At 66.8% G+C, this 14,338-nt stretch carries 15 protein-coding genes and 1 pseudogene; 4 read left to right on the top strand and 12 right to left on the bottom strand.

Annotated features, from left to right (window positions below):
• Positions 1 to 45: 45 nt before the first annotated feature.
• The gene (locus tag B0A89_RS00595; RefSeq protein ID WP_085376479.1) at positions 46 to 582 is read left to right on the top strand and encodes a gamma-glutamylcyclotransferase; all 537 of its coding nucleotides are present in this window, start codon (positions 46 to 48) and stop codon (positions 580 to 582) included.
• Here B0A89_RS00595 and B0A89_RS00590 read toward each other — a convergent pair.
• From B0A89_RS00590 to B0A89_RS00540, 11 genes and pseudogenes are all read right to left on the bottom strand, one after another.
• Complete coding sequence (locus tag B0A89_RS00590) at positions 579 to 1,523, bottom strand: glycosyltransferase family 8 protein (protein WP_085376478.1); 945 nt, start codon at positions 1,521 to 1,523, stop codon at positions 579 to 581. The genes B0A89_RS00595 and B0A89_RS00590 overlap by 4 nt on opposite strands.
• Positions 1,524 to 1,527: 4 nt before the next feature.
• Entirely contained in the window at positions 1,528 to 2,862 is a 1,335-nt protein-coding gene (locus tag B0A89_RS00585) for a glutamine synthetase family protein (protein WP_085376477.1), read from the bottom strand.
• A 6-nt stretch (positions 2,863 to 2,868) separates the two neighbouring features.
• A complete protein-coding gene (locus B0A89_RS00580; RefSeq protein WP_085376476.1) occupies positions 2,869 to 3,693 on the bottom strand; it encodes an ABC transporter permease in 825 nt (274 codons plus the stop codon).
• Positions 3,690 to 4,571, bottom strand: coding sequence for an ABC transporter permease (locus B0A89_RS00575; RefSeq protein WP_085376475.1), 882 nt, complete (start codon positions 4,569 to 4,571; stop codon positions 3,690 to 3,692). Before B0A89_RS00575 ends, B0A89_RS00580 begins: the two co-directional genes overlap by 4 nt.
• A 226-nt stretch (positions 4,572 to 4,797) precedes the next feature.
• Positions 4,798 to 5,520, bottom strand: a pseudogene (locus tag B0A89_RS00570) (transporter substrate-binding domain-containing protein); the annotation flags it as partial.
• A 25-nt stretch (positions 5,521 to 5,545) separates the two neighbouring features.
• Positions 5,546 to 6,361 carry an ABC transporter ATP-binding protein gene (locus B0A89_RS00565; protein ID WP_085376473.1) on the bottom strand — a complete coding sequence of 272 codons (816 nt, stop codon included), beginning with the start codon at positions 6,359 to 6,361 and terminating at the stop codon, positions 5,546 to 5,548.
• Positions 6,362 to 6,422: 61 nt separating this feature from the next.
• On the bottom strand, positions 6,423 to 6,881 hold the full coding sequence (locus B0A89_RS00560; RefSeq protein WP_085376472.1) for a tellurite resistance TerB family protein: 459 nt from the start codon (positions 6,879 to 6,881) through the stop codon (positions 6,423 to 6,425).
• A 46-nt stretch (positions 6,882 to 6,927) separates the two neighbouring features.
• On the bottom strand, positions 6,928 to 7,242 hold the full coding sequence (locus B0A89_RS00555; RefSeq protein WP_085376471.1) for a DUF1330 domain-containing protein: 315 nt from the start codon (positions 7,240 to 7,242) through the stop codon (positions 6,928 to 6,930).
• Positions 7,243 to 7,248: 6 nt separating this feature from the next.
• Positions 7,249 to 8,145 carry a polyphosphate kinase 2 gene (gene ppk2 / locus B0A89_RS00550; RefSeq protein ID WP_085378657.1) on the bottom strand — a complete coding sequence of 299 codons (897 nt, stop codon included), beginning with the start codon at positions 8,143 to 8,145 and terminating at the stop codon, positions 7,249 to 7,251.
• 643 nt (positions 8,146 to 8,788) lie between these two features.
• Positions 8,789 to 10,054: an ATP-dependent Clp protease ATP-binding subunit ClpX gene (clpX, locus tag B0A89_RS00545; RefSeq protein ID WP_085376470.1), complete on the bottom strand. Its 1,266-nt coding sequence runs from the start codon at positions 10,052 to 10,054 to the stop codon at positions 8,789 to 8,791.
• A gap of 177 nt (positions 10,055 to 10,231) precedes the next feature.
• A complete protein-coding gene (locus tag B0A89_RS00540; protein ID WP_085376469.1) occupies positions 10,232 to 10,861 on the bottom strand; it encodes an ATP-dependent Clp protease proteolytic subunit in 630 nt (209 codons plus the stop codon).
• 153 nt (positions 10,862 to 11,014) lie between these two features.
• Between B0A89_RS00540 and pth the strand changes: the two genes are divergently transcribed.
• The 3 genes from pth to B0A89_RS00525 are packed head-to-tail and all read left to right on the top strand — an operon-like array spanning position 11,015 to position 12,771.
• The gene (gene pth / locus B0A89_RS00535; RefSeq protein WP_085378656.1) at positions 11,015 to 11,740 is read left to right on the top strand and encodes an aminoacyl-tRNA hydrolase; all 726 of its coding nucleotides are present in this window, start codon (positions 11,015 to 11,017) and stop codon (positions 11,738 to 11,740) included.
• 23 nt (positions 11,741 to 11,763) lie between these two features.
• The gene (locus B0A89_RS00530) at positions 11,764 to 12,138 is read left to right on the top strand and encodes a DUF2237 family protein (RefSeq protein ID WP_085376468.1); all 375 of its coding nucleotides are present in this window, start codon (positions 11,764 to 11,766) and stop codon (positions 12,136 to 12,138) included.
• Positions 12,139 to 12,141: 3 nt separating this feature from the next.
• Positions 12,142 to 12,771 carry a DUF4893 domain-containing protein gene (locus B0A89_RS00525; protein ID WP_085376467.1) on the top strand — a complete coding sequence of 210 codons (630 nt, stop codon included), beginning with the start codon at positions 12,142 to 12,144 and terminating at the stop codon, positions 12,769 to 12,771.
• A gap of 79 nt (positions 12,772 to 12,850) precedes the next feature.
• Here B0A89_RS00525 and trpB read toward each other — a convergent pair whose 3' ends face one another.
• Positions 12,851 to 14,077, bottom strand: a complete 1,227-nt coding sequence (gene trpB / locus B0A89_RS00520; protein WP_085376466.1) for a tryptophan synthase subunit beta — start codon at positions 14,075 to 14,077, stop codon at positions 12,851 to 12,853.
• Between the last annotated feature and the right edge of the window lie 261 nt (positions 14,078 to 14,338).

Below are 14,338 nucleotides of genomic sequence, written 5' to 3'. Positions count from 1 at the left end.
TTTGTCGCTCCCGCCTAAACCTCAGCGGCAACGAAAGGGCAAGCGATGGATGAAGGGCATTGGCTGTTCGGCTATGGCTCGCTGATGTGGGCGCCCGAATTCCCGGTGGCCGAACAGGTCATCGCGCAGGCGGATGGCTGGCGGCGCAGCTTCTGCCTGCGCTCGATTTGTCACCGGGGCACGGCGGACCGGCCGGGCCTTGTCCTGGGGCTTGAGGCGGCGCCCGGCCATCTGTGCACCGGCCTTGCCCTGCGGGTGGATGCCGCCCTGTGGCCCCAGGCCCATGCCGCCGTCCGCGCGCGCGAGCTGGTGACCGAGGCCTACCGCGAAGCGGCCGTGCCGCTGGCCCTGGCCGACGGGCGGCGCGTCAGGGCGCTGGCCTATGTCATGCGCCCCGATCACTGGCAGTATTGCGGCGGCCTGTCCGCCGAGGCGCAGGCCGCGATCATCGCGGCCGCATCAGGCGGGCGCGGGCCGAACGCCGATTACCTGTTCAACACGGTCGCCCATCTGGACGCCATGGGCATCCCCGATGCCGAGCTGAGCGATCTGGCGGCGCGCGTGCGCGCGCGGCTGACCTAGCGCGGGTCGATCAGCGCATATTCATCGGCAAAGCGGGCCAGATAGGTCAGCATCGGCCCGCTGGCGCGCCATTGGCGCAGCAATGCGCGCGCCAGGCGGCCCCGATCGGGCCATGCCCGCCGCGTCAGATCGCCTGCCGCCCCCGGCAGGCCCGCATATGGCGCGCGATAGCGCATCGGAACGATCCCCGCCGAGCGCGCCAGCCACGGCTTTTCCGGCCCGATGAAATGGATCAGGCAGGGATCGGCCATCGCGGTCAGATGCGCGGATGCCCAGGTGAACTGCCAGTTCCACAGGGGGCTGATCTCGGTCCATTCGCCGTCCAGAACCCCGTTGACCAGCGCCTGATCGCGCCCCAGCCCGGCCAGATGCCTGCGCGCAAAACCCGCGCAGCGTTCGGGCAGGTCCTGCGCCGCCCAGGCATCGGTGTCGATCATCACGACCCCGGCGTTGAAATAGGGGGCGGCGGCGCGCTTTTGCCTGATCTGGTCGGGGGTGCGCTTGGCGGGGTTGCGCCACTGGCGGTTGTCGCGTACCGCGGCCACGGCGCGGCCGCGCATGTTGCCCGCCAGCAGGCGGCCGGGATCTCCGCGATCAAGCAGGATGTCCGAATCCAGCACCAGGATGCGCCGCCATCGCCCCTTCAGCGCACGGGCCAGGAACACCTCCATATAGGTGGCAAGCGAACGGCGGGCATCCAGCGGCAGCGACGCCTCGAGCCTGTCATCCCGCACGGCGACATGCCCGATGCCTGCCGCCATCCATTCGGGCGGCAGGTCGAGCGGTTGGGGCGAGCCGATCAGCACGTCAAAGCCCCGGTCGGGCACCGCCGCCAGCTGCCGCGCCAGAACGCCCGCAAAGGGCAGATAGCCCCCGTCGCAGGCGACGATCACGGCATGATCGGCGCGCTGGACAAAGCCGGGCGACAGGGTGAAGGCCACCGTCTCAGACCGTATCGAGATACAGCTCGACCGTCTCGGCGTCCGACAGCTCGGCCATGTAGTGCAGCTCCTGCCGCTTGGTCATCACCAGGTTCTCGATCAGGTGCTGGGGAAAGATGCGCCGCATCTCGGGGCTGGCCTCGAAGGCGTCGATGGCCTCGCCCCAGCTTCCGGGCAACTGGGCCAGGGGGTGATCATAGGCGTTGCCGGTGATCGGGGCAGGGGCATCGCGGCCATCCTCGATCCCGTTCAGCGCGGCGCCGAGGATCGCGGCGGTCGTCAGATAGGGGTTCACGTCCCCGCCGGGGGTGCGATGTTCGATCCGCCTCGCCTTGTGCCCGGACGAGGGAATGCGGATCGCCGAGGTGCGGTTTTCATAGGCCCAGCCGATCCCGGTCGGGGCATGGGCGTTGGGCACCAGCCGGTCATAGCTGTTCTCGTGCGGGGCAAAGATCAGCGCCGATCCCGGCATCGCCTGCAGACAGCCCGCGACCGCGTGGCGCAGCCGTTCCGACCCCGCCTCGCTCCCGTCGTCGAAGATGTTGTTTCCCCTGCTGTCCAGCACCGAGAAATGCATGTGCATCCCCGAGCCGTTGAACAGATGATAGGGCTTGGCCATGAACGAGGCCGCAAAGCCGTAACGCCGCGCCACGCCCTTGACGAGCAGCTTGAACAGCCAGGCGTCATCCGCCGCCTTCAGCGGGTCGGGCTGATGCATCAGGTTGATCTCGAACTGCCCCGGCGCGGCCTCGCTGATGGCGGTGTCGGCGGGAATGTCCATCGCCTCGCAGCTGTCGTAAAGATCGGTGAAGAACCTGTCGAAACTGTCGAGCGCCCGCAGGCTGAGCGTTTCGGCCCCCGTGCGGCGCTTGCCCGACCGGGGCGAGGGCGGCACCTGCAATTCGCCGAACTTGCTGTCGTCGATCAGGAAGAACTCAAGCTCGGTCGCCACCACCGGGGTCAGCCCGGCGGAAGCATAGCGTTCGGCGACGCGGGCCAGCGCCTGGCGCGGGCAGCCGTCATAGGGACGACCGTCCGGGTGGAACATCCACAGTGGCAGCAACGCGGTCGGCGCGTCGAGCCAGGGCATCGGCATGAAGCCCCGCTCGGTCGGCATCAGCAGCCCGTCGGGGTCGCCCGCCTGCCAGACCAGCGGCGAGTTTTCGACATCCTCGCCCCAGATGTCCATGTTCAGCACCGAATAGGGGAACTTGGTCCCCTCGGTCAGCAGCTTGTCCGCAAAGCGCGCCGGTATGCGCTTGCCGCGCGCGACGCCGTTCAGGTCGGCCGCCGCCACGCGGATCGTCTTGACCTCTGGGTGATCCCTCAGCCAGTCCATTTTCGTTCACCTGATAAGCTTGGGCCGATACCTCAGCCGCTGGGCGGCGCCCGGCAGATGCCGGTTCAGCCGCCGGTTGATGACCCCGAACAGCGCCGTAAGCGCCAGGGTCAGGATGATGAAATATCCCGCAACAATGGGATAAGCCACAAAGGGGTTGAAGGTCTTGTCCACGAAATAGCTGGCATAATACAGCCCGTCCCCCATCTGGCCGACCGCCGGAAAGCCCGAAAAGAACACCAGCGTCGTGGCGTGGAACAGAAAGATCGCCTCGTTGGTATAGGATGGCCAGGACAGGCGCAGCATCGTCGGCCAGACGATCCGGCGGAAACGGCGCCAGCCTGTCAGGCCGTAAGCCTCGGCTGCCTCGATATCGCCCTTGGGCACGTTGCGCAGCCCGCCATGAAAGATCTCGGCCGAATAGGCGGCGGTGTTCAGGATCAGAACGAACAGCGCCCCCGCCCAGGCGCGGGTCATCCAGGCGGTCGGGATGTGCAGGCCCGGCAGGGTGATCCCCTCGCGGGGCAGCAGCACCAGCGCCGAATAGACGAGAAAGAACTGGATGAACAGGGGCGATCCGCGAAAGACAAAGACGAGAGCCTCGGCCGGGCGGCGCAGCCAGGGGTTGGGGCTGGCCTTGGCCAGCGCCAGCGCCGTCGCCAGAACGAAGCCCGCCCCCAGGGCCAGCACCCCGAAATAGAGGTTCCAGACAAGGCCCGAGCCGATCAGCACCACCTGCTGGCACAGGTCGAAATCGGTGCGCGGCAGCGCCCGCGCGCCGATCCCGATCGAACGCAGCGCATAATCGGCAAAGGTCTGCGCGCAGCTCATGCGCCCGCCTCGCGCCGCAGCGCCTCGCCCGCAAGGGTCGCCTGCCCGCGCGACAGCCGCGCCCCCAGGCGGTCAATCAGCCGCTGCGATACCCAGGTCATCAGCAGATAGAACACCAGCAGCGCCAGGAAATACCACACCCGCCAGTCACCATGCGGATAGGCCCGCCCCGATGTCTTGGGCGTGCCCAGCTCGCGCGCCCAGTAGACGATATCCTCGACCCCCAGCAGGAACAGCAGCGGCGTTGCCTTCAGCAGGATCATCCACATGTTCGACAGGCCTGGCAGGGCATAGGTCCACATCTGCGGGATCAGGATGCGCCGGTCGATCTGGCGCGGCGTCATTCCATAGGCCGCGGCAGTTTCCAGCTGTGCCTGCGGCACCGCGCCCATCGCGCCATACAGCACATTCGCCACGAAAGCGCCAAAGACGAAGGAAAAGGCCACCACCGCCAGCGCGATGCCGTATAGGTCATGAACCCATTCGGGACTGGCCGAGGGCGGCAGCTTGGCGGCCGCGCAGACGACGAATTCGTTGCCGCGCCGCACCGGCTCCGAGGGGTCGCAATAGACGCGGCTGCGCAGCCATTCCAGCCCCTGATCCAGTGCGATGGGCACGAACAGGAAGAAGATGATGTCGGGCACGCCCCGCACCAGCGCGGCATAGGTCTTGCCCAGCCAACGCAGCGCCGTGATGCGCGAGCGCGCCGCCATCGCCCCGCCATAACCCATCAGCAGCGCCGCCGGCGCGGTAATGGCCAGCACCAGCAGCACCGTCCCGAAGGAAAGATAGAACAGCCGGTGCGTCCCCGAGGTGAGGTAGCACAGCATCCAGGCGAGGCCGTCGAGGGCCTTGGGGTCGGCGCATTGAGCGAACATGGGCGTCACGCGCCGCCGCCCCTGACGGACGGCGGCCCTGCAATCGGATGGATCAGTTCGTGGCCGTGGGGGCTGCGCCAGACGCTGGAGCAGCGGCGGCAGCAGGGGCCGCGTCCTGGGACACGGCGGGGGCCGGGGATGCAGCAGCGCCCGCAGGTTCAGCAGGGGCCGGGGATGCAGCAGGGGCCGCGCCCGCGGCGGGCCCGCCTTCCGCGGCCCAGCTGGCAAAGGTCTTGGCCTCGGGCCCGAACCACTTGCCGATCAGCTTGTCCAGCGAGCCGTCCGCCTTCATCGCTTCGATGGCCTTGTCAAAGCGGGCCTTCAGCTCGGTATCGGACTTGCGCATCCCGATGCCGATGCCCTCGCCCAGCAGAACCCTGTCCTGACCCGACACCCAGACCAGCGCGCCGTTCGAATCCTTCTCGAAGGGCACCAGAAAGTCGCGGTCGGCAAAGACGGCATCAGCCTCGCCGTTGCGGACGGCGGCCACGGTTTCCTCGCCGGTGGGAAACTCGATCAGCGTGGCACCCGTATCGGCCACATGCGCCGCCTGGATCGTGCTGGTCTGGGCCGCGATCGTGCCGTGGATGTCGGCATCGGCCGACCGGGCCAGATAGGCCGAGGGCGGCGGCGGCGTGTAGGCGGTCGAGAAGGCGACCGACTTCTTGCGTTCCTCGCTGATGTTCATGCCGGCCATGATGGTGTCATAGTTCGACGCCACAAGGTTCGGAATGATCGAATCCCAGTCATTCTTGACCCAGGTGCATTCCGCCTCGATCCGCCGGCACAGCTCGTTGCCAAGCTCGATCTCGAACCCGTCCAGATCGCCCTTTTCATTGATGAAGTTGTAGGGCGGATAGGCCCCCTCGCTGCCCATGCGCAGCTTTTCGGCCTGCGCCAGCCCGGCGCTGAGCGCCAGCACCGCCGCAGCGAGCATCAGTCGTTTCATCGCGTTTTCTCCCCTTTGGTGTGCCTCAGCCTGCCATGGTGGCGCTGAGGAATTGGCGCAGCCGTTCTGTCTGCGGCGCGCGGAAAATCTGCTCGGGCGGGCCTTCTTCCTCGACCCGGCCCTGATGCAGGAACATCACCCTGTCGCTGACATCGGCCGCAAGGCGCATGTCATGGGTCACGAGGATCATTGTGCGATGCTCGGCCGCCAGATCCTTGATGACGCGCACCACTTCCTGCTGCAATTCGGGGTCGAGGGCACTGGTCGGCTCGTCCAGCAGCAGGGCGCGCGGCTCCATGCACAGGGCGCGGGCGATGGCGGCGCGCTGCTGCTGGCCGCCTGACAGCTGGGCAGGCCATGCCTCGGCCTTGTCGCCGATTCCCACCTTGGCCAGCAGCGCGCGGGCGCGCGCCTCGACCTGCGCGGCCGGCTGGCCCAGCACGGTGACCGGCGCCTCCATCACGTTCTGCAGGACGGTCATGTGGGACCACAGGTTGAACTGCTGGAACACCATGGCAAGATTGGTGCGCAGGCGGCGAACCTGCCGGGCGTCGGCGGGGCGCCGGCCCGGTCCCTCCTTCATCCAGCGAACCGGCTCACCCTCGATGACGATCTCGCCGCTCTGGCTCAGCTCCAGCAGGTTGCAGCAGCGCAGCAGGGTGGATTTGCCCGAGCCCGAGGAGCCGATCAGCGTGACGACGCTGCCCTTTTCGGCCACCAGATCGACGCCCTTGAGCACCTCGAGCAGCCCATAGGCCTTGTGCAGCCCGGCAATACGGATGACCGGGCCGGAGGTGGCGGGGTCCGCAGGGGCGGCGCTGGTCGTGCAGTCGCGTTTCATGATGCGACCATCTGGCGCAATCCCGCCGGAAAATGCAACGGTGTCGTGCGTGCGCCGTTCCTCAGGGGGCGCCGCCCTGCGCCCGCTCCGCCGCCTGCCGCGCCAATGCGCTGTCGACATCGCTGATGCCCAGAAGATTGGCAGCAAGCCGCACCGTCGCATCCTCGGACGGCGACCGTTCGCCATCGACCAGCGCGATTTCCCACATGGCCGCGATGACGGACAGCCGCTTTTCCAGCGGCACGCCATCCTTCACCGCGCGGGTGAATCGCACCGTGTCCGGCGCCTCTGCCTCGAGCATCTCGGCCGCGGCAAGCAGATCGGCGGCATGCGAGGCATCCAGCCTGCGCCGCCGGCCCAGCAGCATGGCGATGCGGGCGCGTTCCCTGTCTTGATAGCGGTTATCCGCGCGCGCCATGCGCACCAGCAGCGCCGCAACCGCCGCCTCGACCTCGTCATCGGACAGGGCCGATCGGGGCGGTTCGTCACCGAAAAGGCGATGAAGCAGGTTCCTGAACATGGGCTTAGTAACTACGTCGCGCCGCCAAGTTCAAGACGGTCGGGCCCTACCCTGCGCCGCCCGGCTGATCGCCTTCCCAGCCATCCACGATCATCATGTCGGCCGTGCTGACCGGCTGACGCAGGGCCAGCGCCGCCTGGTATTCGGCGCTGTGATAGCAGGCCTCGGCATCGGCGCGGCTGGCGAACTCGATCACGACGCTGCGCGGGCGCGCCGTGCCCTCCATCACCTGCTGCGCCCCGCCGCGAACCAGGAATCGCCCGCCGAACCGCGCGAAGGCCGCGGCATTGGCGCGGCGATAGGCCTCGTATGCGGCCGGGTCGTCGATGCTGACATGGGCGATCCAGTAGGCCTTGGGCATGGCGCCTCAGTAACGTTCGGGAACATACAACTCGCGCGGCAGGATATCGCGTTCATAGTCGGGGTTGAAGATGCGATCGGGCAGCTTGATCTCGGCATGCTCGACATCGGTATAGGGGATGAGGCCGAGCAGGTGGTCGATGCAGTTCAGCCGCGCCCGCTTCTTGTCGTTGCCCGCCACGATATACCACGGTGCCTCGGGGATCGAGGTGCGCTCGAACATCTCTTCCTTGGCCTTGGTATAGGCCTCCCAGCGGACGCGGCTCTGCAGGTCCATGGGCGACAGCTTCCACTGTTTCAGCGGGTCGTGGATGCGCATCAGAAAGCGCATCTGCTGTTCCGCGTCCGTGATCGAGAACCAGTATTTCACAAGCCGGATGCCCGAGCGGACCAGCATCCGTTCGAATTCCGGCACATCCTGGAAGAACTGCTCGACCTGCGCCTCGTCGGCAAAGCCCATGACGCGTTCGACGCCGGCGCGGTTATACCAGCTGCGGTCGAACAGAACGATCTCGCCCCCGGCCGGCAGGTGGGGGACATAGCGCTGGAAATACCACTGGGTCTTTTCCCGGTCTGACGGCGCTGGCAGGGCGACGGTGCGCACCACACGGGGGTTCAGGCGCTGGGTGATGCGCTTGATGACCCCGCCCTTGCCGGCGCTGTCGCGGCCCTCGAAGACGACGACGATCTTTTCGCGGGTGGCCGAAACCCAGTCCTGCAGCTTGATGAGCTCGGACTGCAGCCGCAGCAGTTCGTTGAAGTAGACCCGGCGGGGCAGGGGATCGGGATGCATTTCCTTGTAGGCCGCCGCGATCTGCCGGGGCAGCAGCGCGTCCTCAAGATCGAGCTCGAAGTCCTCGTCCAGGCCTTCGTCTATGGTAAGCGCGTCGAGGTCGGTGGTCATCGTCAGTCCCTGATCGAACATCCGCAAGGATGCGGACCACCGGGTTATGCACGATGGTTTGCGACATGAATATGTCGGCTGCGACCGCAGGCGCGCTGCGAAGGGCCTGTCTGTCATCCTGGCGGGAAATGGCGCGCCGGCGGCTCATGCCCCCGCCCCCTCCTGCCACGGTGAACGCGCCATACCGCCCCGCGACAATGCGCGCGGCGTCAGCCGGCGGGGCGCGGCATGACTGCGCCGGTCATCGCTCCAGAGGACAGGATTGCGCATGAAGGGGCATGCATTGCGGGCTGGGGCTGGCCAAGCCATTGGCCAAGGGGACAGCGCCGCCTGTTCGGGGCGCGGAGGCGGGCCGGACGCAGGGTCATGTGCTGCGCATTGTGCTTGCGCAAGGCCACCCTCCATGTCGGGCGGGCTTTTGAGGCGCAGGGATGCGTGGCCTGCATAGATCTGCGGGGCGCGCCTGACCTGCCAACACCAAGCCCGTCCGAGCAGGGGCTATCCTTGTCTTGCGCAACAGCGTCGAGGGCAGGCGTTAATGCCGATGCCGGCACCCGCCTGCCAAAGCCGCGCCTGCTAAAGTGCCGCCCGGCTTTGGCGACCCCTTGAGGCAGGGGCGCCAAGCGCCTTTCGGCGGGGCGACTCAGCCGGCGGCGGCGGGTTCCTTTTTCGGCTCGGCATGGATCTGCAACGGCTTGGCGACGGGGTTGTCCACGGCCTCTTCGTTGACGACGATCTCGGTCACGCTGTCCATGCCCGGCAGCTCGAACATGCTGTCCAGCAGGATGTCCTCCATGATCGAGCGCAGGCCCCGTGCCCCGGTCTTGCGCTTGATCGCGCGCCGGGCAATCGCCTTCAGCGCATCCTCGGTGAAGGTAAGCTTCACATCCTCGATGTTGAACAGCCGCTGATACTGCTTGACCAGCGCGTTCTTGGGCTGGGTCAGGATGGTGATCAGCGCTTCCTCATCCAGGTCGGTCAGCGTCGCGATGACCGGCAGACGGCCGACGAATTCGGGGATCAGGCCGAACTTGAGCAGATCCTCGGGTTCGAGATCCTTGAACAGCTCGCCCACGCCCCGGTCGTCGTTTTCCTTGACGCTTGCGCCGAAACCGATGGCGGTGCCCTTGTTGCGCTGGGCGATGATGCGGTCGAGCCCGGCAAAGGCGCCGCCGCAGATGAACAGGATGTTCGTCGTGTCGACCTGCAGGAATTCCTGCTGCGGGTGCTTGCGCCCGCCCTGGGGCGGCACCGACGCGACCGTGCCCTCCATGATCTTCAGCAGAGCCTGTTGCACCCCCTCGCCCGACACGTCGCGGGTGATCGAGGGGTTGTCGGACTTGCGGGTGATCTTGTCGACCTCGTCGATATAGACGATGCCGCGCTGCGCGCGCTCGACATTGTATTCCGATGCCTGCAGCAGCTTGAGGATGATGTTCTCCACATCCTCGCCGACATAGCCGGCCTCGGTCAGCGTGGTGGCATCGGCCATGGTGAAGGGCACGTCCAGGATGCGCGCCAGCGTCTGCGCCAGCAGCGTCTTGCCGCAGCCCGTCGGCCCGATCAGCAGGATGTTCGACTTGGCCAGCTCGATGTCGGTCTTGGAGCTGTGGTTCAGCCGCTTGTAGTGGTTGTGGACGGCCACCGACAGCACGCGCTTGGCATGTTCCTGCCCGATCACATAGTCGTCCAGAACCGCCATGATCTCGCGCGGGGTGGGCACGCCGTCGCCGGTCTTCAGCCCCGAGGACTTGGTTTCCTCGCGGATGATGTCCATGCACAGCTCGACGCATTCGTCGCAGATGAACACGGTCGGACCGGCAATGAGCTTGCGGACCTCGTGCTGGCTCTTGCCGCAGAAGCTGCAGTAGAGCGTGTTCTTGCTGTCGCCGCCGGGCTGGTTCGCCATCGTCGTCTTCCTTGCCTTGTCTGTGCCGCGCCGCGCTGGGCGGGCCATTCCGGCAGGCGCGCTGCGCCTTGCCTCGTCAGCCATGCCGGTCCGCCCATGTTAGGCAGGGCGGGCCGCAGTCACAATCCGCTTTTCGCCGGCGTCCGGGTGATCGCCGCGATCAGCATGCCGCATCCGTCAGGTTTCAGGCACGGCCTTGCCGCGATCGGCAAGGATGTCGTCGATCAGGCCCCAATCCTTCGCCTCTTCGGGCGACATGAAGCGGTCGCGTTCCAGCGCCGCTTCGACCTCTTCAAGGGTGCGGCCGGTATGCCTGACATAGATCTCGTTCAGCCGCCGCTTGAGCTTTTCGGTTTCCTGCGCGTGGATCAGGATGTCCGATGCCGTGCCCTGGAAACCGCCCGAAGGCTGATGCACCATGATGCGGCTGTTGGGCAGCGAATAGCGTGCCCCCTTTTCGCCCGCGGCCAGCAGCAGCGAGCCCATCGAGGCGGCCTGCCCGATGACCAGCGTGGAAATGCGCGGGCGGATATACTGCATCGTGTCATAGATCGACAGGCCCGCGGTCACGTAACCGCCGGGACTGTTGATATACATGCTGATGTCCTTGGACGGATTCTCCGCCTCAAGGAACAGCAGCTGCGCGCAGACCAGCGTTGCCATGCCGTCATGGACCGGGCCGGACAGGAAGATGATCCGTTCCTTGAGCAGGCGCGAGAAGATGTCATAGGCACGTTCGCCCCGGCTGGTCTGTTCGACAACCATGGGGACGAGCGTGTTCATGTAGAATTCTGCGGGATCGTGCATCTGCGCCCTGTCGTTCCTGCTATGATTGATTTCGATTCGCCGCCGGATCACCGCCGTCCGGGACCGTTCCTAGGGGCGAAGTGTTGACAGAGTCTTAGTTACAGGCGAGGTCCGCTGCAAGGGACGGCGCCTTGGCGGGCGAAGGGGTGGATGATGCTGCTGATCGTGGGCCTTGGCAACCCGGGGACGAAATATGCCGGCAACCGCCACAATGTCGGCTTCATGGCGCTGGACCGGATCGCCACCGATCATGGGTTTTCGCCCTGGAAGCCGCGCTTTCAGGGGCTGGCGGCCGAGGGGCGGCTGGGCGGCGACCGCGTGACGCTGCTCAAGCCGCAGACCTTCATGAACGAGTCGGGCCGCTCGGTGGGCGAGGCGATGCGCTATCTGAAGCTGACCCCGGCCGAGGTGATCGTGCTGCATGACGAACTGGACCTGGCGCCCGGTGTCTGCCGGCTCAAGACCGGGGGGGGACATGCGGGGCACAACGGGCTGCGTTCGATCCACCAGCATGTCGGCGAAGCCTATCGCCGGTTGAGGATCGGGATCGGCCATCCGGGGCACAAGGATCGGGTGACGGGCCATGTGCTGGGCGATTTCGCCAAAGCCGAGGAGGCGATGGTCGATGAGATGCTGCGCGGCATCTCCAAGGCGGCGGGGCCGCTGGCGGCGGGTGACGGGGCGGCATTCGGATCAGTGATGGCGGGCCGCGCGGCGCAGCCGCAGAAATCGGCGCAAGGATCGGGTCGCGACTCCGACCCGCCAGGGCCCGCCCGGCCGCGGACTGAGCCCGCTGCCCCTCCGGCCGGCGGCGACGCAGCCGAGCAGCCCGTTACCATGGCCGACCGGCTGCGCGCGCTGGGCAAGCGGTTCGGCTGACCGGCAAGGGAAGGATAAAGGCAATGGACAAGTCCATGAACGTTCTTGGGGGTGCGCTGGCACCTTGCTCGCGCGAACCGCTGACGGGCTTTTACCGCAACGGCTGCTGCGATACCGGACCGGAGGACGGCGGCAGCCACACGGTTTGCGTCATCGTCACGGCCGAGTTCCTGGCGCTGTCGAAATATCTTGGCAACGACCTGTCGACCCCGCGCCCGGAATACGGCTTTGCCGGGTTGAAACCGGGCGATCGCTGGTGCCTGTGCGCCGCACGCTTTTTGCAGGCGGCCCAGGAATTCGCCGCCCCGCAGGTCATTCTGGCCGCCACCCACATGCGCGCGACCGAGATCGTTCCCCTTGAGCTGCTCATGGCCCATGCCATCGACGGGAGCGCGTGAGCCATGCCCCGGTCTTCCTTCATCCCCCGCGTCCTTGCCGCGCTGGTCAGCCTTGCGCCCTTGCCCCTGTCGGCCCAAGGGCCGGTGATCGGGCAGGGCGTTCCGATCCGGGCGGATGATCTGGCGCGGCTGGACGCGCTCGATCAGGCGGCTGGCGCTGCCCTGCGGCAGGCGCTGGCAGAGGGCACCCCGGCCGAGATCGCGCAGGCAACGGCCGCGCTGAGGGGGCCTGCGCGGGCCGCCGGAGCGGTGGACCTTGCCGCACTGACAGGTGAATGGAACTGCCGCATGATCAAGCTTGGCGGGATCAGCCCGATCGTCACCTATCCGGCTTTCCGCTGCCGCATCACCGCCACGAGCGGCGCGGCCCGGTTTGAAAAGCTGACCGGCTCGCAGCGGACCAGGGGGCAGCTTCATCCCGATGGCGACCGGCTGGTTTATCTGGGCTCGACCTTCGTCGCGGGCGAGCAGCCAAGGGATTATGGGGATTTCCCGCCCGAGATCGACCTTGCCGGGTCCGAAACCCTGCCCGATGCGGGGCTTGTCGAGGTCACGGGCCACGACAGCCTGCGCATCCTGTTTCCGCAGCCCTACCGGGAATCGCTGCTGAATGTGATGGTGCTGACGCGCTGAAACCCGCCCGGCGCCTCACGCGGGCAGCAGCCGTTGGCCGCGCCCGCGTTTTTGCAAGACAAGCCGCCCTGGCGGGCGGTCAGCCCGAAATCTCGACGCCCAGATGCCGCGCGACGGTGAAAATGTCCTTGTCGCCGCGCCCCGACAGGTTCAGCACGATCAGGTGATCGCGCGGCAGGGTCGGGGCGATTTTCGCTATATGCGCCAGCCCGTGGCTGCATTCCAGCGCGGGAATGATGCCTTCGGTTTCGCACAGCAGGGTGAATGCGGCCAGGGCCTCGTCATCGGTGACGCTGACATATTCGGCGCGGCCGACGTCGTGCAGCCACGAATGTTCCGGCCCGATGCCCGGATAGTCCAGCCCCGCGCTGATCGAGTGCCCCTCGAGGATCTGCCCCTCGTCATCCTGCAGCAGATAGGTGCGGTTGCCGTGCAGTACACCCGGCCGCCCCCCGGACAGCGAAGCGCAGTGCTGCATCGACGCATCGACGCCCTTGCCGCCGGCCTCGACCCCGATGATCCGCACGGAACGGTCGTCAAGAAAGGGGTGGAACAGGCCCATGGCGTTCGATCCGCCGCCGATCGCGGCGACGATCGTGTCAGGCAGGCGGCCCTCGGCCTCCATCAGCTGGGCCTTGGTCTCGCGGCCGATGATGGTCTGGAAATCACGTACCATCGCCGGATAGGGATGCGGCCCCGCGACCGTGCCGATGCAATAGAAGGTGTCGCGCACATTGGTCACCCAGTCGCGCAGCGCGTCGTTCATCGCGTCCTTCAGCGTGCCGCGCCCCGAACGGACCGGCACCACCTCGGCCCCCAGCAGCTTCATGCGGAACACGTTGGGCTGCTGGCGCTCAACGTCATGGGCGCCCATGTAGACCACGCATTTCAGGCCGAACTTGGCGCAGACCGTGGCCGTGGCAACGCCGTGCTGGCCCGCGCCCGTTTCAGCGATGATCCGCGTCTTGCCCATCCGGCGGGCCAGCAGGATCTGGCCCAGCACGTTGTTGATCTTGTGGCTGCCGGTGTGGTTCAGCTCTTCGCGTTTAAGATAGATCTTCGCCCCGCCAAGCCGGTCGGTCAGCCGCTCGGCGAAATACAGTGGCGAGGGGCGGCCGACATAATGCGTCCACAGATCGTCCATCTCGGCCCGAAAGGCGGGGTCGGTCTTGGCGCGTTCATATTCGGCCTGAAGATCGAGGATCAGCGGCATCAGCGTTTCGCTGACAAAGCGCCCGCCATGGATGCCGAAGCGGCCCTGTTCGTCGGGACCGGTCATGAAGCTGTTGATGAGGTCGTCGGCCATGATGCTCTCCCGCAGGGTCAGAAACGCTATCTAAGGTCGATATGCGCAAGGGTAAACCCGATGCGCCCAAGGAAGCGCCGCGTTCTTGCGCGCAGCATGGCTGGCTTGCAGGACCAGGGGCGGCGCGCCTCAGCCAGGGCGAGCAGGGCCGCAGTGATCGGGGGCGCGAGCGGATTGCGGCCATGTGGACTTGCCATGCCGGGCAGCGGGCCGGGACAGGCCCGACATCATTCAAGGCTGATGGCAGGCCGAAATGCCGCC

Origin of the sequence: Paracoccus contaminans, assembly GCF_002105555.1 — a bacterium.
Taxonomy (GTDB): Bacteria; Pseudomonadota; Alphaproteobacteria; order Rhodobacterales; family Rhodobacteraceae; genus Paracoccus; species Paracoccus contaminans.
Note: the sequence above shows the minus strand (reverse complement) of the source record. Positions and strands in the feature narration are given on the sequence as shown.